Source organism: Pseudomonas sp. Pf153 (assembly GCF_001269775.1).
Taxonomy (GTDB): Bacteria; Pseudomonadota; Gammaproteobacteria; order Pseudomonadales; family Pseudomonadaceae; genus Aquipseudomonas; species Aquipseudomonas uvaldensis.
Window position 1 is genome coordinate 55,846 of sequence record NZ_LHVL01000012.1, and the last position, 17,689, is coordinate 73,534.

Consider the following 17,689-nt stretch of genomic DNA (forward strand, 5'->3'; position numbering starts at 1 on the left):
GCCCGGCGGCTTGCGCGCCGCCGGGCTCCATATTTTCAGGCTGTCGCCAGAGAGTGTTGGCGCGAAGTGCCCAAAAAGCGCAGCAAGGCCAGCAGCGGGAAGGCACTGCCGACGATCACCACCCACAGCCAGCCACCGTGCTCATAGACGGCACTGGCAATCGATGAACCGAAGGCGCCGCCGACGAAGATGCTGGTCATGTACAGCGCGTTGAGGCGGCTGCGGCTTTTGGCATCGAGGGCATAGATGGTGCGCTGGCCCAGGACCATGTTCATCTGTACGCAGAAATCCAATACCACGCCCGTGACCGCCAGGCCAATGACGCTGTAGAGCGGATGGATGAACGCGGGCAGAAAACTCAGGCTGGCAAAGAGCATCGCCAGCAGTGAAGCGATACGGGTGTGTCCGGCATCCGCCAACCGACCGGCAATGGGCGCGGCAATGGCCCCGATGGCGCCAACCAGGGCAAACAACGCGATCTCGGTCTGGCTCAGGCCATGGTTGCGCGCCAGCTCCAGGGGCACGGCCGTCCAGAACAGGCTGAAGGTGGCGAACATGCAGGCCTGGTAAAAGGCCCGCTGGCGCAGCAGAGGTTGCTGGCGCAGAAGGGTGCCGAGGGAACCCAGCAATTGTCCATAGCTGGCGCTGTGATCAGGCTGCCGCTTGGGCACGGTGAACGCCAGGATGATGCTGATGGCCGCCATCAGGGCCGCCGCGCTCATGAACATAGCCCTCCAGCCGAAATGATCGGCGACGACGCTGGACACCGGCCGCGCCAGCAGAATTCCCAGCAGCAATCCCCCCATGATTCCACCGACCACCCGGCCCCGGGATGCTTCCGGCGCGAGATGCGCGGCCAAGGGAATGAGGACTTGCACGGAAACCGAACTGAATCCCACCAGCAGCGACACCAGCAGGAACACGTTCGGCTGCTCGGTGAAGGCGGCCCCCAGCAGGCTGGCAATTGCCACCACCGTCGTGAGAATCATCAGCCGACGGTTTTCCAGCAAGTCCCCCAGCGGAACCAGAAAAAACAGGCCCAAGGCATAACCGATCTGGGTCAGCGAAACGATCAGGCTGGCCATGGTGCTGGTCAGGCCGACATCGGGGGCGATCAGTTCGATGATGGGCTGGGCGTAGTAGATGTTGGCAACGATGGCACCGCAGCAGAAGGCAAACAGCAGAACCATGCCTCGGGTGAGGGCGGGTGGATGAGCACTCATGGCAATCTCGACAGCAGGGAAAGGATGGTCGTGAGGCTAAAGAGTTGTGCGGCTCTGGAACAGGCTTTGTGGCTGATATTAGTCATGCTTGCGATTGATCTTCGAGGCAGAGCATGGCTCCCAATGAGTCAGGGCATGAGCCTGTGGGAGCGGAGCAAACCTGTGGGAGCAAGGCTTGCCCGCGATGAACGATAACGCATAAACCGCGTCGTCCGCATCGCCAGCAAGCTGTGCTCCCACAGAGAGTTTGCAAGCCTTGCTCCCACAGGTTTGCTCCCACCGTTTTGTTACTGCCCGCTGTAGATCTGGTCGAAAACCCCACCGTCATTGAAGTGAGTCTTCTGCACCGTGCGCCAGTCTCCGAAAGTTTTTTCCACCGACAGGAAATCCACTTTCGGGAATCGGTCGGTGTATTTGGCCAGGACGGCCGGATCCCGTGGACGCAGATAGTTGGCAGCCGCGATTTCCTGGCCCTCGGGCGACCACAGGTACTTGAGATACGCCTCGGCAGCCTCGCGGGAGCCTTTTTTCTCGACGACCTTGTCCACCACGCTCACCGGCGGTTCGGCTTCGGCGGACACGCTTGGGTAGACCACTTCGAACTGATCGCGGCCGAACTCCCGAGCAATCATCTCGGCTTCGTTTTCAAAGGTCACCAGCACATCGCCGATCTGGTTGGTCATGAAGGTCGTGGTCGCTGCGCGACCGCCGGTGTCCAGGACCGGGGCCTGCTTGAACAGCTTGCCGACGAAGTCCTTGGCCTTGGTTTCATCGCCGCCGTTCTTGAGCACATAACCCCAGGCCGACAGATAAGTGTAGCGACCGTTGCCGGACGTTTTCGGGTTCGGCACGATCACCTGGACGCCATCCTTGAGCAGGTCGGGCCAGTCTTTCAGGGCCTTGGGGTTACCTTTGCGCACGATGAACACCGTGGCCGAGGTGAACGGGGCGCTGTTATTCGGCAGGCGGGTGACCCAGTTGTCCGGCACCAGTTTGCCGTTGTCCGCCAGGGCATTGATGTCGGTGGCCATGTTCATGGTGATGACATCCGCCGGCAGGCCGTCGATCACTGAGCGTGCCTGCTTGCTGGAGCCGCCGAAGGACATCTGCACAGTGATGTTTTCGTTGTGCTCGGCCTGCCAGTGCTTCTGGAAGGCTGCGTTGTAATCCTTGTAGAAATCGCGCATCACGTCGTAAGAAACGTTCAGCAAGGTCGGGGCGGCGTGGGCCAAGCTGCCGAAAGTCAGGCCGGCGGCGAGAAGGGTGGCGCCAAAGAGATTCTTCACTGCGAATTCCTTTTTATCGAAAGGGGGTCCGGGCAACCGGCTGACACTAGCGACTAGCCGATAGACCTTCAAGCATCAAAAAGTGCTTTGCTTATTCCAGTTTCTTGAACAACGCATTGCCGCAGCGGGAGCAGAATGCCGCACCGTGCTCGTGATTGTTTTTGCTGCACACCGGGCAATCATGCTTGAGCTGGTCACCGCGCATGGCCGTGGCCAATTCGGCTGTAAAGATACCGGTCGGCACGGCGATGATCGAGTAACCGGTGATCATCACCAGTGAGGAGATCACCTGGCCCAACGGGGTCTTGGGCACAATGTCGCCGAAGCCTACCGTGGTCAAGGTCACGATGGCCCAGTAGATACCCTTGGGAATGCTGGTGAAACCATGCTCGGGCCCTTCGATCACATACATCAGCGTGCCGAACACGGTCACCAGCGTCGAGACGCTGACCAGGAATACGATGATCTTCTGCTTGCTGCCGCGCAGCGCCGACATCAGGTAGTTGGCCTGCTTGAGGTAGGGGCTGAGCTTGAGCACCCGGAAAATCCGCAGCATGCGGATGATCCGGATGATCAGCAGGTACTGGGCATCGCTGTAATACAAAGCCAGGATTCCGGGCACGATCGCCAACAGGTCTACCAGACCGTAGAAACTGAACGCATAGCGCAGGGGCTGGGGAGAGCAGTACAGGCGCAAGCCATATTCAACGAGAAAAATGAGGGTGAAGCCCCATTCGATATAGGCCAGCAGCGCCGCGTAGTTCTTGTGCACGGTGTCGATGCTGTCGAGCATCACCGTCACGAGGCTGGCGAGGATGATCAATAGCAATGCGCTGTCGAAGCGCCGGCCGGCCACGGTGTCGGTCTGGAAAATTATAATGTAGAGGCGTTCACGCCAATTGTTGCTGCTGTCCATAACCTTCGCTCGAGTCAGAATCAGCGAAGCCTAGGTCGATTGTCTCGCAGAGTGCAAGGTGTGGCGTCGAGACGGATCTGGCGCCAGGTCCGAACCGTGGCGCGAACCAGCCAGCAGGCGAGGATAAACGGGGCGGTCAGCGGCGCCAGGCCGAGGGCGGCAAAGCCCGGCGCAAGCAGTAGTGCCAGAACGATTCCCGCCAGCGGCAACCAGGGCTGCTCTCGCTGTTGGCTGAAGGCCAACGCCACCAGCGCGCAGTTGTATCCGCCGAGTCCCAGCAAGGCTTGCTCGCTGTCGTGGTGCAGCCAGACAAATACAAAACCGGCCGCAGATCCGAACAGTGCCCAGCCGGCGGCGCGACGGTCCGCAACCAGCAGGCCAGCCGCAATCAGCGCGCCCGCCAGCGGGTGGTCGAGAAACATCACTTGGCCCAGTCCTTTCAACGGGGCGGTCAGCAGATTGAGCAGCGTCACATCAACCGGCACGGACAGCGGAAGCGTTGGGGCGAGACTCAGCAGGCACCAACCGAGCCCTACGAAGGGCGCGGTGTAGGGGGGCAGGCAGTGCGGAGCCCGAGTGTGATGTAGCCACTGTTGGGTCAGCATCGCGCTGAGCCCGCCGCCGGCAATGATCAAGGGCGGTAACAGGACCGACCAGGGCAACGCAAGGCTCAGCAGTAGGCCCAGCAGGACGCCGTTGTAGCTGAACAGGCCGGCCTGTCGATCGGCCTTGGCGTAGCCGCGCCGTTGAGCGGTGAGCAACCCGGCCACACCGCCCAGCAATGCGCCGCCGAACAGGGACGGCGCCGTGAGCAGGATCGCCAACAGGCACAGCAGGCCGCACAACGGATGGCGCTGGAGAAAGATCTGGCTGAAGCCGTTGAGCAGGGCGGTGGCCCAGTCGGGGCAGGGGGTGTTTTGCATGTTTTGTGTGTCTGGTGAACCGGGTTGACCCTTTCGCGAGCAAGCCCGCTCCCACAGGGGCTTTGTGACGCCGCAAGTCCAATGTGGGAGCGGGCTTGCTCGCGAAGAGGCCGGAACAGGCGCTAAATCAACGTCTCGATACGCAACGAGTTGGTCGACCCCGGTTTGCCAAACGGCACGCCCGCCGTGATCAGCAGGGTGTCGCCGCGCTGGGCCATGCCTTGCGCTTGGGCGATTTCCAGCGCGGTGGAACAGACTTCGTCCACCTGCCGCAGTCGATCATTGACCACCGAGTGCACGCCCCAGGCCACCGTCAAGCGCCGCGCTGCTTGAATGTTCGGCGTGAGATTGAGAATCGGCACGGTGGGCCGCTCCCTCGCCGCCCGCAGGCTGGAACTGCCCGACTCGCTGTAGTTCACCAGCACTGCCACCGGCAGGACGTTGCTGATACGGCGGATCGCGCAACTGATGGCGTCCGACACCGTGGCCTCGGCTTTCGGTCGGCTGACATCCAGTTGTGCCTGGTAGTCCGGGCCGTTTTCCACTTGGCGGATGATCTTGCTCATCATCTGCACGGCTTCCAGCGGATACTCACCCGAAGCCGTTTCCGCCGACAGCATCACCGCATCCGCGCCTTCGGCCACGGCGTTGGCAACGTCGGTGACCTCGGCCCGGGTGGGCGCCGGGGAGAAGCGCATCGACTCCAGCATTTGCGTGGCCACCACCACCGGTTTGCCGAGGGCGCGGCAGGTGCCGATGATGCGCTGCTGGATCTGCGGCACGCTTTCGGCCGGGACTTCGACGCCCAGGTCGCCGCGGGCAACCATGATCGCGTCGCTCAACTCGGCGATTTCCCGTAATTGGGTGACCGCTGAAGGTTTCTCGATCTTCGCCATCAGGAACGCCTTGTCGCCGATCAAGGCGCGGGCTTCGCGGATGTCCTCGGGGCGCTGCACGAACGACAGGGCCACCCAGTCCACGCCCAATTCCAGGCCGAAGCTCAGGTCACAGCGGTCCTTGGCCGTCAGCGGGCTCAGGTCGAGTACGGCCTGGGGCACGTTCACGCCTTTGCGGTCTGACAGCTCGCCTGCGTTGAGCACCTCGGTGTCGATGGCATCCGCATGCCGGGCGATGACGCGCAGACGCAGCTTGCCGTCATCCAGCAGCAAGTCCATGCCCGGCTCCAGGGCCGCGATGATCTCCGGATGGGGCAGGTTAGCGCGGCGTTGATCGCCGGGCGTGGTATCCAGGTCCAGGCGGAACGCTTGGCCGCGATGCAGTTGCACCTTGCCCTGGACGAAGCGACCGACTCGCAGTTTCGGGCCTTGCAGGTCCATGAGGATGCCCAGCGGATAGTTGAGCTGCTGTTCGACCTCACGAATCCAGCGGTAACGCCTGGCGTGGTCGGCATGCTCGCCGTGACTGAAGTTCAGGCGGAAGATGTTAACGCCGGCCTCCACCAGTTCGCGGATGTCGTCCTTGCCACGGGTCGCGGGGCCGAGGGTGGCGAGGATCTTGACCTTTTTGTCAGGCGTCATGGGTGGGGTTCTCGAGAATCAGAATGGCGCGCAAGTCGTTGACGTTGGTGCGGGTCGGCTCGGTGACGATCAGCGCGTCCAGTGCGGCGAAGTAGCCATAGCCATTGTTGTTATCCAGCTCGTCGCTGGCGTTCAGGCCCAGCTCGGCGGCGCGCTGGTAGCTGTCCGGGGTCATGATGGCCCCGGCGTTATCTTCGGAGCCGTCGATGCCGTCCGTGTCTCCGGCCAGCGCGTAGATGCCGGGGTGGCCCTTGAGGTTGTCGGTCAGGCTCAGCAGGAACTCGGCATTGCGGCCACCGCGACCGTTACCGCGCACAGTGACCGTGGTTTCTCCACCGGAGAGGATCACGCACGGCGCTGCCAGGGGCTGGCCATGCTGGACGATTTGCCGGGCGATGCCGGCGTGGACTTTCGCCACTTCCCGCGATTCACCTTCCAGGTCGCCGAGGATCAACGGGCTGAAACCGGCCTGGCGAGCCCTCACCGCGGCGGCCTCCAGCGATTGCTGGGGTCGGGCGATCAGTTGGAAGTGGCTGCGGGCCAGGCTCGGGTCGCCGGGCTTGACGGTTTCCGATTCAGGACGCAGCAGCCAGTGGCGCACCGAGGCCGGGACTTCGATGTCGTAGCGCTTGAGGATCGCCAGTGCTTCGGCCGATGTGCTGGGGTCCGCCACGGTAGGACCGGAGGCGATAACCGTGGCGAGGTCGCCCGGTACGTCGGAAATCGCGTAGGTGTAGACTGTCGCCGGCCAGCAGGCCTTGGCCAGGCGGCCGCCCTTGATGGCCGATAGATGCTTGCGCACGCAATTCATCTCACCAATGGTGGCGCCGGACTTGAGCAGGGCTTTGTTGATCGACTGTTTGTCGGCCAGCGTGATGCCGGCGGCCGGCAGCGCCAGCAAAGCCGAGCCGCCTCCGGACAGCAGGAAGATCACCCGGTCGTCTTCATTCAGATTGCTGACCAATTCCAGCACCCGCCCAGCCACCGCCAGCCCTGCGGCGTCGGGCACCGGGTGGGCGGCTTCCACCACCTCGATTTTCTGGCAGGGCGCGCCATGGCCGTAGCGGGTTACCACCAGGCCGGTGACTTCACCCTGCCAGCAACGCTCGACCACCTGCGCCATCGCGGCGGCGGCCTTGCCGGCACCGATGACGATGACCCGGCCGCTGCGGTCGGCGGGCAGGTACTGTTCGAGGACGTGCTGCGGATGCGCCGCGTCGATGGCTGTGGCAAACAGCTCGCGGAGCAGTTGTTGCGGATCGACCGACATGGCGGGCTCCCGTTCTTATTATTTGAATTCAACGCAGAACCCATGTGGGAGCGGGCTTGCTCGCGAAAGCGGTGTGTCAGTCACACATATGCCGTCTGATACAACGCCTTCGCGAGCAAGCCCGCTCCCACAGGGTTTTATGGTGGTTCAGTTATCCCGGATCGAGAAGTTGGCCATATGCTCCAACCCCTTGATCAACGCCGAGTGATCCCAGTTGCTGCCACCCATCGCTGCGCAGGTGCTGAATACCTGCTGGGCACCGGCGGTGTTGGGCAGGTTGATGTTCAGTTCCCTGGCGCCTTGCAGGGCCAGGTTCAGGTCCTTCTGGTGCAGGCTGATGCGGAAGCCCGGGTCGAAGGTGCCCTTGATCATGCGTTCGCCGTGCACTTCGAGGATCTTCGACGAGGCGAAACCACCCATCAGCGCTTCGCGGACCTTGGCCGGGTCGGCGCCGTTTTTCGAGGCGAAGAGCAGGGCTTCGGCCACGGCCTGGATGTTCAGCGCTACGATGATCTGGTTGGCGACCTTGGCGGTCTGGCCATCGCCGTTGCCGCCCACCAGGGTGATGTTCTTGCCCATGGCCTGGAACAGCGGCAGGGCGCGTTCGAATGCAGTGCTGTCGCCGCCGACCATGATGCTCAGGGTCGCGGCCTTGGCGCCGACTTCACCGCCGGACACCGGGGCGTCGAGGTATTGCGCGCCTTTTTCGTTGATCTTCGCCGCGAACGCCTTGGTGGCGGTGGGGGAGATCGAACTCATGTCGATCACCACCTTGCCCGCGCCGACACCGGCCGCCACGCCATCGGCACGAAACAACACGTCGTCGACCTGGGGGGTGTCCGGAACCATGACGATGATGAACTCGGCTTCCTGGGCAACTTCTTTCGGGTTGGCCAGGGCCACCGCGCCGCCGGCCAGCAGATCATCCGGAGCCTGGTCGTGGTGCTGGGACAGGAACAGGCTGTGCCCGGCCTTTTGCAGGTTCAGTGCCATGGGGTGACCCATGATGCCGGTGCCGATGAATCCGATTTTAGCCATTGGAAAATCCTCTTGTATTTGTCATTGCTTCAGGCAAATGGATAACTGCTTTTCTGTGGGAGCGGGCTTGCTCGCGAAAGCGGTGCGTCAGTCAATACTTCAGCGACAGGCAGATTGCTTTCGCGAGCAAGCCCGCTCTCACAAGCGTTCTATGTCAGATCGCGTTATGGGTTTTCAGCCAGTCCAATCCCGCTTCGGTCGTGGTCAATGGCTTGTATTCGCAGCCGACCCAGCCCTGGTAGCCGATGCGGTCCAGGTGTTCGAACAGAAAGCGATAGTTGATCTCGCCCGTGCCCGGCTCGTGGCGGCCCGGGTTGTCCGCCAGTTGCACATGGTTGATCTCGGCCAGGTGAGATTGCAGCGTGCGGGCCAGGTCGCCTTCCATGATTTGCATGTGGTAGATGTCGTATTGCAGGAACAGATTGGTGTTGCCGACCTGCTCGCGGATCGACAGGGCCTGGGCTGTGTTGTTCAGGTAGAAGCCGGGGATGTCGCGGGTGTTGATGGCTTCCATCACCAACTTGATGTCCGCCGCTTGCAGCTTTTCGGCCGCGTACTTGAGGTTGGCGACGAAGGTTTTCTCCACCAGGGCTTCGTTACAGTTCTGCGGGCGAATCCCGGACAGGCAGTTGACCTGAGTATTGCCCAGTACCTTGGCATAGGCGATCGCCAGGTCGACGCCGGCGCGAAACTCCTCGACCCGGTCCGGCAGGCAGGCGATACCGCGCTCGCCCTTGGCCCAATCGCCGGCGGGCAGGTTGAACAGCACCTGGGTCAGGCCATTGGCATCGAGCAGGGCCTTGAGTTCGGCGGAGCTGTAGTCGTAGGGGAACAGGTATTCCACACCCGTGAAACCGGCCTTGGCGGCCGCTTCGAAACGGGCGAGGAAATCCTGTTCGGTGAAGAGCATGGACAGGTTGGCTGCGAAACGGGGCATGGTGGTCTCCTGTGGATAATTGGCAAGTCCCCTATGGGAGATGTCAGCAGTCAGTCAAGCAACGAAATAGCCGTCGGCGCGTCGTTGCCCACCAACGCCAAGTCTTCGAATTCGTTGACGGCGTTGATTTCGGTGCCCATGGAAATGTTAGTCACCCGCTCCAGAATGATCTCGACAATGACCGGCACCCTGAACTCCTCGATCATTTCCTGGGCCTTGCGCAACGCCGGTTGGATACCGGACGGTTCGAACACCCGCAGCGCCTTGCAGCCCAGGCCCTCGGCGACGGCGATGTGGTCCACACCGTAGCCGTTGAGTTCCGGGGCGTTGAGGTTGTCGAAGGACAGCTGCACGCAGTAGTCCATGTCGAACCCGCGCTGGGCCTGGCGGATCAGCCCGAGGTAGGAGTTGTTCACTACGACATGGATATAGGGAAGCTTGAACTGTGCGCCCACCGCCAGCTCTTCGATCATGAACTGGAAGTCATAGTCACCCGACAGCGCCACGACCTTGCGATTCGGATCGGCCTTGACCACCCCCAGCGCGGCCGGAATGGTCCAGCCCAGGGGGCCGGCCTGGCCGCAGTTGATCCAGTGGCGCGGCTTGTAGACGTGCAGGAATTGCGCCCCGGCGATCTGCGACAAACCGATGGTGCTGACGTAACAGGTGTCCTTGCCGAACACCTGGTTCATCTCTTCGTACACACGCTGTGGCTTGACCGGTACGTTGTCGAAATGCGTCTTGCGTTGCAGGCTGGCCTTGCGCTGTTGGCAGTCGCGCAACCAGGCGCTGCGATCCTTTAATTTGCCGGCGGCTTGCCATTCGCGAGCGACTTCGAGGAACACCGTCAATGCCGAAGCCGCGTCGGAAACGATGCCCAGGTCAGGCGTGAAGACGCGACCGATCTGGGTGGGTTCGATATCCACATGGATGAATGTGCGTCCCTCGGTGTAGACATCCACCGAGCCGGTGTGGCGGTTGGCCCAGCGATTGCCGACGCCCAGCACCAGATCCGACTTGAGCAGCGTGGCATTGCCATAGCGATGGGAGGTTTGCAGACCGACCATGCCGACCATCAACGGGTGGTCGTCCGGAATCGTGCCCCAACCCATCAGCGTCGGGATGACCGGGATTCCGGTCAGCTCAGCGAACTCCACCAGTAGTTCACTCGCATCAGCATTGATGATGCCGCCGCCAGCCACCAGCAGCGGACGCTCGGCCTGATTGAGCATCGCCAGGGCTTTTTCGATCTGCACACGGTTCGCTGCAGGTTTAGCCAGAGGCAACGGTTGGTATGCATCGATATCGAACTCGATCTCGGCCATCTGCACATCGAACGGCAAGTCGATCAGCACTGGGCCTGGGCGGCCGGAGCGCATCTCGTAGAAAGCCTTTTGGAACGCATAGGGCACCTGGCCGGGCTCCAGGACGGTGGTTGCCCACTTGGTGACCGGTTTGACGATGCTGGTGATATCCACTGCCTGGAAATCTTCCTTGTGCAGACGAGCGCGAGGGGCTTGCCCGGTGATGCACAGGATCGGGATCGAGTCGGCGGATGCGCTGTAGAGCCCGGTGACCATATCGGTGCCGGCAGGGCCCGAAGTGCCGATGCAGACGCCGATGTTGCCGGCCTTGGTGCGAGTGTAGCCCTCGGCCATGTGCGAGGCACCTTCAACGTGGCGAGCGAGGACGTGATCGATGCCGCCTACCTTTTGCAGGGCCGAGTACAGCGGGTTGATTGCGGCACCCGGAATACCGAAGGCAGTGTCCACGCCTTCACGGCGCATCACCAGGACGGCGGCTTCGATTGCTCTCATTTTGCTCATTTGTTTGTGCCTCTTGCGTGTTGTAATTGTATACAAGTTGCTTTGTGCTGGAGTTTATTCACGGTAACCAGTACAGGTCAATTCATTTCCTCAAGCACCTGTTTCATTCGGTCCGCAGGCCGATAGCGTGCGTCTTTTCGTCGATTTTGGCGTTTGGATGGTATCAATGTATACAAAAATTTATTTTATTGTGCTCTATTTTGTGTGTACGGTTCCCCTTGGATTGAAACAGAAAGGCTCTCCCATAACAAAAGAAGGACAGCACCCATGAGCGCTCTAACCTTGAAAGTCGCGGTCGACCTGACCGGCCAAGCCCTTGCCGCAGGCCGTGAAACCCACTGTGCACCGTTGACCGTCGCGGTTCTCGACAGGGGCGGTCACCTGATTGCCCTGCAACGCGAGGACGGAGCCAGCCTGCTGCGCCCACAGATCGCCATCGGCAAGGCCTGGGGCGCCATCGCCCTGGGCAAAGGCTCCCGCCTGCTCGCCCTCGACGCCCAGCAACGCCCGGCCTTCATCGCTGCCTTGAACAGCCTGGGGCAGGGCAGTGTCGTGCCGGCGCCGGGTGGGGTGTTGATCAGGGATCAGGACGGGACGGTGCTGGGCGCCGTGGGTATCAGTGGCGATACCTCGGATATTGATGAACAGGTGGCGATTCGGGCGGTGGAGGGGGTTGGGTTGGTGGCGGATGCGGGGTAGTTGTTTGATTTTGTGGTGAGCGACTGGCCTCTTCGCGAGCAAGCCTGTTCCCACATGTTCAGATACCTGACACAAAATGTCTGAACGCCGCAGACCCTCTGTGGGAGCGGGCTTGCTCGCGAAAGCAACCGACCAGACACATCCAGTCAAAGAGTCTGGAAACGATGCTGTATTCACAGCACTAGCCTTTCAAAACTTCATTGAAAGGAAGGCAATGCAATGCCTGGACGCTCAGCTTCACATCGCCTGCGTATCGGTCGATATGTAGAGCAGAATCGCATTTATCTACTGACGGACAATACGCGTATGCGTGAACCTGTCTTTCAAGACTATGGCCTAGGCAGAATCGTTATTCATCATTTCAAGGAGGTACAACGATAGGGCTTCGTAGACTCCCTGGCATTCGTCGTCATGCCTGACCATTTTCACTGGCTGATTCAGTTGCGCCGCGGGTCGTTGGGGCCGTTGATGTGTCGGATGAAATCCTTAAGTGCCAGGGACGTAAACGAGGCGGGAGGAAGAACCGGGGACCTCTGGCAGCAGGGATACCATGACCGGGCGTTGCGGCGGGAGGACGATCTGATAAAGCTAGCCCGTTATGTTGTGGCTAATCCGCTGCGAGCAGGTCTGGTGGAGCGGCTTGGTGACTACCCGTTGTGGGATGCCATTTGGGTATGACATGAAATTGAGTTGCTGCCGTTCGCGAGCAAGCCCGCTCCCACAGGTTTTGGTGGTGGACACAAAATGTCTGAGCGCCATCGATCCCCTGTGGATCGGGTTTGCTCGCGAAGAGAGCCCAGAACTCCATCAGTCTGGCTCACACCCCTTCAAAACCAACCGAATAATCGTCTGCGCCGCCGCTTCATAATCGGCTTCGTCCAGCTTCGCCTTGCCGGTCACGGCGCTGATCTGCCAGTCGAAATCGGCATAGGTCTGGGTGGCGGCCCAGATGCTGAACATCAGGTGGTGAGGGTCGATGGGGGCGATCTGGCCGCGGTCGATCCAGGTCTGGATGCAGTCGATGTTGTGCCGGGCCTGGGCGTTGAGTTGTTCCACCAGGTCGGGGCTCAGGTGTGGGGCGCCGTGCATGATTTCGCTGGCGAAGACTTTCGAGGCGAAGGGCAGGTCGCGGGAGATACGGATCTTGGAGCGGATGTAGTGGCTCAGCACTTCGCTCGGTACGCCGTCGGCGTTGAAGGGGGTCGAGGCCTGGAGGATCGGCTCGATGATGCTGGCCAGGACCTCTCGGTAGAGGTTTTCCTTGGATTTGAAGTAGTAGTAGACGTTGGGTTTGGGCAGGCCGGCCTTGGCCGCGATGTCGCTGGTCTTGGTCGCGGCGAAGCCCTTGTCGGCAAATTCTTCGCTGGCGGCACGCAGGATCAGTTCTTTGTTGCGCTCGCGGATAGTGCTCATAAACCCAGGGGTTCCTTGCCTGTTCTGGCGGTGGCGCATGGTAGCACCGGCCTTGTGAGCGGCTCAACAATGCCCCCGGGTGGCGCTTGCGCTATGCTGCGCAGCATTTACGAACAAGGAGCTTTCCATGGCTGGAAGCAGTTTGCTGGTGCTGATCGACGACATCGCCACCGTACTCGACGATGTTGCACTGATGACCAAAATGGCCGCCAAGAAAACCGCGGGTGTGCTGGGCGATGACCTGGCCCTCAATGCCCAGCAGGTGTCCGGCGTGCGGGCCGAGCGGGAATTGCCCGTGGTCTGGGCGGTGGCGAAAGGCTCGTTCATCAATAAATTGATCCTGGTGCCGTCGGCCCTGGCCATCAGCGCTTTCGTGCCTTGGCTGGTGACGCCACTGCTGATGGTGGGAGGCGCTTACCTGTGCTTCGAAGGGTTCGAAAAACTCGCCCATAAATTCCTTCACAGCCGCGCCGAAGACCAGGCCGAGCATGCGCAACTGGTCGAGGCGGTGGCCGACCCGGCGGTCGATCTGGTGGCCTTCGAGAAAGACAAGATCAAGGGCGCGGTTCGCACCGACTTCATCCTGTCGGCGGAAATCATCGCGATTACCCTGGGCACAATCGCCGATGCACCGCTGACTCAGCAGGTGATTGTGTTGTCGGGTATCGCCATTGTCATGACAGTCGGCGTTTATGGCCTGGTGGCCGGGATCGTCAAGCTCGATGACCTGGGACTGTGGCTGACCCGGAAACCGGGCCAGGCCGCCAAAAGCATCGGCGGCGCTATCCTGCGCGCCGCCCCGTACATGATGAAAAGCCTGTCGGTCATCGGCACGGCGGCGATGTTCCTGGTGGGAGGTGGCATCCTCACCCATGGTGTGCCGGTGGTCCATCATTGGATCGAAGGCGTGGCGGCCAGCGTTGGCGGTGCAGGGTTTATCGTGCCGATGTTGCTTAATGCCGTGGCGGGAATTGTGGCGGGGGCGGTGGTGTTGGCCGGGGTGATGGCGGTGGGCAAGATTTGGAAGGCGCTGAAGAACTAACAGCGCACCCAAAGCAGTGTGGGAGCGGGCTTGCTCGCGAAGGCAGTGTGTCAGTTAACACATAGGTTGTCTGACGCGCCGCTTTCGCGAGCAAGCCCGCTCCCACACACTGTTTTTGGGGGACGCCCAAATTACTCGGCTATCTGCAACTTTCGCGACTCGGTGTACACGTAGCGCACCTTCTCATACTCGAACGGCGAGTTCAGCTGGCCGTAGCGGAAGCTGGTCTGGTAGCGCTTGTCCACGCCGCGCAGCAAAAGCAGTTCCGGGTGGTTCGAACTGACCTCCGAGACGTTGAGGAAGTTGATCGCCGATTCGGCCGTATAGTCCACCAGCAGACCCGACGTATCCCGCAGGTTGGACGGGCCGAAGATCGGCAGTACGAAGTACGCTCCGGCAGGCACGCCATAGAAGCCCAGGGTCTGGCCGAAGTCTTCGCTCTGGCGCGGCAGGCCCATGGCCGTGGCCGGATCCCACAGGCCGGCGATGCCGATGGTGGTGTTGAGCAGCAGGCGCGCCGTGGTTTCCATCGAACGCTTGCCCTTGAACTGCAGCAGGCTGTTCATCAGGTTCGGCACATCCCCCAGGTTATTGAAGAAGTTGCTGACCCCGGTGCGCACGAAACTCGGGGTGACGTAGCGATAGCCGTCAACCACCGGCAGGAACACCCATTGGTCGAAGCGATAGTTGAAGTGGTAAACGCGGCGGTTCCAGGATTCCAGCGGGTCATAGACATTCAGGGCGCTGAGCGTGGAGCGCTCGAATTCGCGCTGGTCCAGTCCGGGGTTGAACTTGAGCTTGGTCAGCGGTTCCTTGAAACCGTCGGTATCCACCACCACGGGATCGTGGGCCTTGCTGTTGTCGGCGTGGACGACGCCTGCACTCATCAGGGCGGCGATAAGCAGGAGATATTTAGCCACGGAAGAACTCCAGCATGGCGTCGCTGTTGACGCGGTAGTTAAGGTTGCCGCAATGGCCGCCCAGTGGATAAACCGTCAGGCGGTCGCCAAAGGTCTTGCGCAGGAAGCCCAGGTCGCCGGGGCCGAGGATGACGTCGTCGGCGTTGTGCATGACGGCGATCTTCGAACTCTCGTGCAAGTAATCCTTCAGTGCGTAAAGGCTGACCTGATCGACCAGTTGCAGCAGGCTGCCGCCGTCGGTACGCGCACGCCACATTGGAATCACCTGTTCGGTGAGGTAGCAGTCGAAATCGCATTGCAGTGCACGCTTGAGGAACGGCGACAGGCTGGTGCTTTCTGAGATCGGGTATTTGGGTGGGGTGATAAGGCCGCGGCGGTTGATCAGGTCCGAAGTGAACGCGATATCGGCCGCCGAAAAGCGGAACGATGTGCCGATCAGCATCGCCATCTGCTCGTTGCTCAGGTGTTGCTTGGATTGCTGGAAGTCATACAGCAAGGCGTCGTTGAGGTCGATGTAGCCTTTTTGCTGGAAGTAGCGGGTCAGCTTGTTCAGCACCAGTTCATAGAAGGTGGTGGTGCTGTTGATCCCTTTCACCTCGGTCTGGACCAGTTTGTCCAGGTTGGTGATCGAGGTGTAGAGGTTCACCGGAGGATTGAGCAGCAGCACTTTCTTGAAATTGAAGCTGCGCCGGGTTTCATCCAGGTGGGCGACAAAGGCCGCGTCCAGGGCGCCGAGGCTATAGCCGGTGAGGTAGTACTCGGTCACCGGTACGTTGGGGTGCTGTGCGCGCACGGCCTGCATCACCCGATACATGTCTTCGGCGTCTTCCTTGGTGATGCCGGGGGTGGCGAAGCGCGAGGCGGAACTCATGAAGTCGAAGCTGGTGGGCGACGACAGCTGCACCACGTGGTAGCCGGCCTTGTAATAGAGCCGCTTGAGGTATTCGTTGAGGGTGCTGTCGTAACGGGCACCGGTGCCGGCAATCAGGAAAATCAGCGGTGCCGGCTTGTCCTGGGTGGCCATGCGGTAGGTGAGGCTTTTTACCGGCCAGAAATTGTCCGGCAGAATGAACTCGCGTTCCGGACGCAGGGTGACGCTGTGGTCCGCCTGGTTGATGTCTTCGATCAGCGGCAGATCAGGGCGCAGGTCGGGCGGCGTGGTGGCGATAGTCGCCTCGAACGGGTTGGTCAAGGGGTAGCCATAGCTGGCGGCGTCGATATCCGCCGCCAGCGCGGACGCACTCAAGAGAAGGCCGCCGATGAGGGCGGCGAAGCGCAAGGAACGGAGCATGACTGGATCCCTTAGAGGAAGGTGCCGAATGGAGTTCGCAGGCTATGACCACCGAAGTGAAGCCAAGTGCCACGACGGGCATAAACAGGCGTGAGCGGGGTGCAATAGCAACGGGACGATACACGTTGCGGCCGGTTGGTGGCTAGTTGCCTTCGTGTTGTCGCAAACGGCATCCCCCATGTCGTTTCCCGTTGTTTCGATGTCGCTGGCAGAGCAGGTCCCGGATCGGCGCAGGCCGATGATCGACGGGTCAGTACTCCACTGATGTTCGATCCGGTTTGGCAGGCGAGCGTGATGGGGGCGCTGAGCACCATAACAACACGTTGATGTCGCTCGGCATCCGTCGGGCGCAGCACTTTCGGGGAAGTAAACGATGAAGATGCGACGACTCTTGGGCGCAGGTGCCGCACTGGTACTGGCGATCAGCTCCACCCTGGCCAGTGCCGAAACCAAAACCCTGAGCATCGGTTACGTTGACGGCTGGTCCGACAGCGTTGCGACGACTCACGTAGCGGCAGAGGTCATTCAGCAGAAGCTTGGTTATGACGTGAAGCTGCAGGCCGTCGCGACCGGGATCATGTGGCAGGGCGTGGCCACCGGCAAGCTCGATGCCATGCTCTCGGCCTGGTTGCCTGTTACGCATGGTGATTACTGGACGAAGAACAAGGATCAAGTGGTCGACTACGGCCCCAACTTCAAGGACGCCAAAATCGGCCTGATCGTACCGGAGTACGTGAAGGCGCAATCTGTAGCCGATCTCAAGACCGATGAAAGCTTCAAGAAGCGCATCGTCGGCATCGACGCCGGTTCAGGCGTGATGCTCAAGACCGAACAGGCCATCAAGGACTACGACCTGACCGGTTATCAACTCAAGGCCAGTTCCGGCGCCGGCATGATTGCCGAACTGACCCGGGCCGAGAAGAAAAACGAATCCATCGCCGTCACCGGCTGGGTACCGCACTGGATGTTCGCCAAATGGAAACTGCGCTTCCTGGAAGACTCGAAAGGTGTCTATGGTGCGGCTGAAACCGTGAACAGCATCGGCAGCAAGGAATTGGCGACCAAGGCGCCGGAAGTGGCCGAATTCCTGAAGAAGTTCCAGTGGTCGTCGAAAGATGAAATCGGCGAGGTCATGCTGGCAATCCAGGAAGGTGCCAAGCCGGACGCTGCCGCCAAGGACTGGGTTGCCAAGCACCCTGACCGTGTCAAGGAGTGGACTGGCAAGTAATCCGTCTGGTCTGGCTGTATCGAAAAACCGCATGACTGCGCGTCATGCGGTTTTTTTGTGTCTGTATTTTCCAGGCATGTGCTGCTCTCCTGTGGGAGCGAGCCTGCTCGCGATAGCGGTATGTCTGCTTGCATCTATA

At 60.9% G+C, this 17,689-nt stretch carries 15 protein-coding genes and 1 pseudogene; 4 read left to right on the plus strand and 12 right to left on the minus strand.

All coding sequences use genetic code 11. The features are described 5' to 3' along the window. Positions 1 to 35 precede the first annotated feature (35 nt). The 9 genes from AD666_RS08000 to gcl all read right to left on the minus strand — a co-directional run bounded on the left by AD666_RS08000 (position 36) and on the right by gcl (position 10,957). Positions 36 to 1,223 (minus strand): MFS transporter, encoded by a 1,188-nt coding sequence (locus tag AD666_RS08000; protein WP_053149904.1) that lies wholly within the window; start codon positions 1,221 to 1,223, stop codon positions 36 to 38. 287 nt (positions 1,224 to 1,510) lie between these two features. Beyond that, a complete protein-coding gene (locus tag AD666_RS08005; RefSeq protein WP_053149907.1) occupies positions 1,511 to 2,509 on the minus strand; it encodes a sulfate ABC transporter substrate-binding protein in 999 nt (332 codons plus the stop codon). A gap of 91 nt (positions 2,510 to 2,600) precedes the next feature. Continuing rightward, positions 2,601 to 3,425 (minus strand): ion transporter, encoded by an 825-nt coding sequence (locus AD666_RS08010; RefSeq protein ID WP_053149911.1) that lies wholly within the window; start codon positions 3,423 to 3,425, stop codon positions 2,601 to 2,603. A gap of 20 nt (positions 3,426 to 3,445) precedes the next feature. Then, the gene (locus AD666_RS08015) at positions 3,446 to 4,348 is read right to left on the minus strand and encodes an urea transporter (RefSeq protein ID WP_053149914.1); all 903 of its coding nucleotides are present in this window, start codon (positions 4,346 to 4,348) and stop codon (positions 3,446 to 3,448) included. A gap of 122 nt (positions 4,349 to 4,470) precedes the next feature. Beyond that, positions 4,471 to 5,886, minus strand: coding sequence for a pyruvate kinase (gene pyk, locus AD666_RS08020; RefSeq protein WP_053149917.1), 1,416 nt, complete (start codon positions 5,884 to 5,886; stop codon positions 4,471 to 4,473). Next, on the minus strand, positions 5,876 to 7,156 hold the full coding sequence (locus AD666_RS08025; protein ID WP_053149920.1) for a glycerate kinase: 1,281 nt from the start codon (positions 7,154 to 7,156) through the stop codon (positions 5,876 to 5,878). The genes pyk and AD666_RS08025 overlap by 11 nt, the downstream gene beginning before the upstream one ends. 147 nt (positions 7,157 to 7,303) lie before the next feature. After that, the gene (locus AD666_RS08030) at positions 7,304 to 8,194 is read right to left on the minus strand and encodes a 2-hydroxy-3-oxopropionate reductase (protein WP_053149923.1); all 891 of its coding nucleotides are present in this window, start codon (positions 8,192 to 8,194) and stop codon (positions 7,304 to 7,306) included. A 154-nt stretch (positions 8,195 to 8,348) separates the two neighbouring features. Continuing rightward, complete coding sequence (gene hyi, locus AD666_RS08035) at positions 8,349 to 9,131, minus strand: hydroxypyruvate isomerase (RefSeq protein ID WP_053149925.1); 783 nt, start codon at positions 9,129 to 9,131, stop codon at positions 8,349 to 8,351. Between the two features lie 50 nt (positions 9,132 to 9,181). Further along, a complete protein-coding gene (gene gcl / locus AD666_RS08040; protein ID WP_053149928.1) occupies positions 9,182 to 10,957 on the minus strand; it encodes a glyoxylate carboligase in 1,776 nt (591 codons plus the stop codon). Between the two features lie 267 nt (positions 10,958 to 11,224). On the opposite strand from gcl, the gene AD666_RS08045 reads away from it, so the two are divergent. Further along, on the plus strand, positions 11,225 to 11,656 hold the full coding sequence (locus AD666_RS08045; RefSeq protein ID WP_053149931.1) for a heme-binding protein: 432 nt from the start codon (positions 11,225 to 11,227) through the stop codon (positions 11,654 to 11,656). A 219-nt stretch (positions 11,657 to 11,875) separates the two neighbouring features. Next, positions 11,876 to 12,334: pseudogene (locus tag AD666_RS08050) on the plus strand (transposase). Positions 12,335 to 12,463: 129 nt separating this feature from the next. On the opposite strand, the gene AD666_RS08055 reads toward AD666_RS08050, so the two are convergent. Then, the gene (locus AD666_RS08055) at positions 12,464 to 13,069 is read right to left on the minus strand and encodes a TetR/AcrR family transcriptional regulator (RefSeq protein ID WP_053149934.1); all 606 of its coding nucleotides are present in this window, start codon (positions 13,067 to 13,069) and stop codon (positions 12,464 to 12,466) included. 127 nt (positions 13,070 to 13,196) lie between these two features. On the opposite strand from AD666_RS08055, the gene AD666_RS08060 reads away from it, so the two are divergent. Then, positions 13,197 to 14,111: a DUF808 domain-containing protein gene (locus AD666_RS08060; RefSeq protein ID WP_053149937.1), complete on the plus strand. Its 915-nt coding sequence runs from the start codon at positions 13,197 to 13,199 to the stop codon at positions 14,109 to 14,111. A 131-nt stretch (positions 14,112 to 14,242) separates the two neighbouring features. Here the strand turns inward: AD666_RS08060 and AD666_RS08065 are convergent, their stop codons facing one another. Continuing rightward, positions 14,243 to 15,031 carry a VacJ family lipoprotein gene (locus AD666_RS08065; RefSeq protein ID WP_053149940.1) on the minus strand — a complete coding sequence of 263 codons (789 nt, stop codon included), beginning with the start codon at positions 15,029 to 15,031 and terminating at the stop codon, positions 14,243 to 14,245. Next, on the minus strand, positions 15,024 to 16,322 hold the full coding sequence (locus AD666_RS08070; protein ID WP_053149943.1) for a serine/threonine protein kinase: 1,299 nt from the start codon (positions 16,320 to 16,322) through the stop codon (positions 15,024 to 15,026). The genes AD666_RS08065 and AD666_RS08070 overlap by 8 nt, the downstream gene beginning before the upstream one ends. Before the next feature lie 373 nt (positions 16,323 to 16,695). On the opposite strand from AD666_RS08070, the gene AD666_RS08075 reads away from it, so the two are divergent. Further along, positions 16,696 to 17,550, plus strand: coding sequence for a glycine betaine ABC transporter substrate-binding protein (locus AD666_RS08075; protein WP_053149946.1), 855 nt, complete (start codon positions 16,696 to 16,698; stop codon positions 17,548 to 17,550). The last annotated feature ends 139 nt before the right edge of the window (positions 17,551 to 17,689 follow it).

Bases quoted from the DNA above. Each gene is read 5' to 3' on its own strand.
- AD666_RS08000 (WP_053149904.1), bottom strand. From the start codon at position 1,223: ATGAGTGCTCATCCACCCGCCCTCACCCGAGGCATGGTTCTGCTGTTT.
- AD666_RS08010 (WP_053149911.1), bottom strand. From the start codon at position 3,425: ATGGACAGCAGCAACAATTGGCGTGAACGCCTCTACATTATAATTTTC.
- AD666_RS08015 (WP_053149914.1), bottom strand. From the start codon at position 4,348: ATGCAAAACACCCCCTGCCCCGACTGGGCCACCGCCCTGCTCAACGGC.
- pyk (WP_053149917.1), bottom strand. From the start codon at position 5,886: ATGACGCCTGACAAAAAGGTCAAGATCCTCGCCACCCTCGGCCCCGCG.
- AD666_RS08025 (WP_053149920.1), bottom strand. From the start codon at position 7,156: ATGTCGGTCGATCCGCAACAACTGCTCCGCGAGCTGTTTGCCACAGCC.
- AD666_RS08030 (WP_053149923.1), bottom strand. From the start codon at position 8,194: ATGGCTAAAATCGGATTCATCGGCACCGGCATCATGGGTCACCCCATG.
- hyi (WP_053149925.1), bottom strand. From the start codon at position 9,131: ATGCCCCGTTTCGCAGCCAACCTGTCCATGCTCTTCACCGAACAGGAT.
- gcl (WP_053149928.1), bottom strand. From the start codon at position 10,957: ATGAGCAAAATGAGAGCAATCGAAGCCGCCGTCCTGGTGATGCGCCGT.
- AD666_RS08045 (WP_053149931.1), top strand. From the start codon at position 11,225: ATGAGCGCTCTAACCTTGAAAGTCGCGGTCGACCTGACCGGCCAAGCC.
- AD666_RS08055 (WP_053149934.1), bottom strand. From the start codon at position 13,069: ATGAGCACTATCCGCGAGCGCAACAAAGAACTGATCCTGCGTGCCGCC.
- AD666_RS08060 (WP_053149937.1), top strand. From the start codon at position 13,197: ATGGCTGGAAGCAGTTTGCTGGTGCTGATCGACGACATCGCCACCGTA.
- AD666_RS08070 (WP_053149943.1), bottom strand. From the start codon at position 16,322: ATGCTCCGTTCCTTGCGCTTCGCCGCCCTCATCGGCGGCCTTCTCTTG.
- AD666_RS08075 (WP_053149946.1), top strand. From the start codon at position 16,696: ATGAAGATGCGACGACTCTTGGGCGCAGGTGCCGCACTGGTACTGGCG.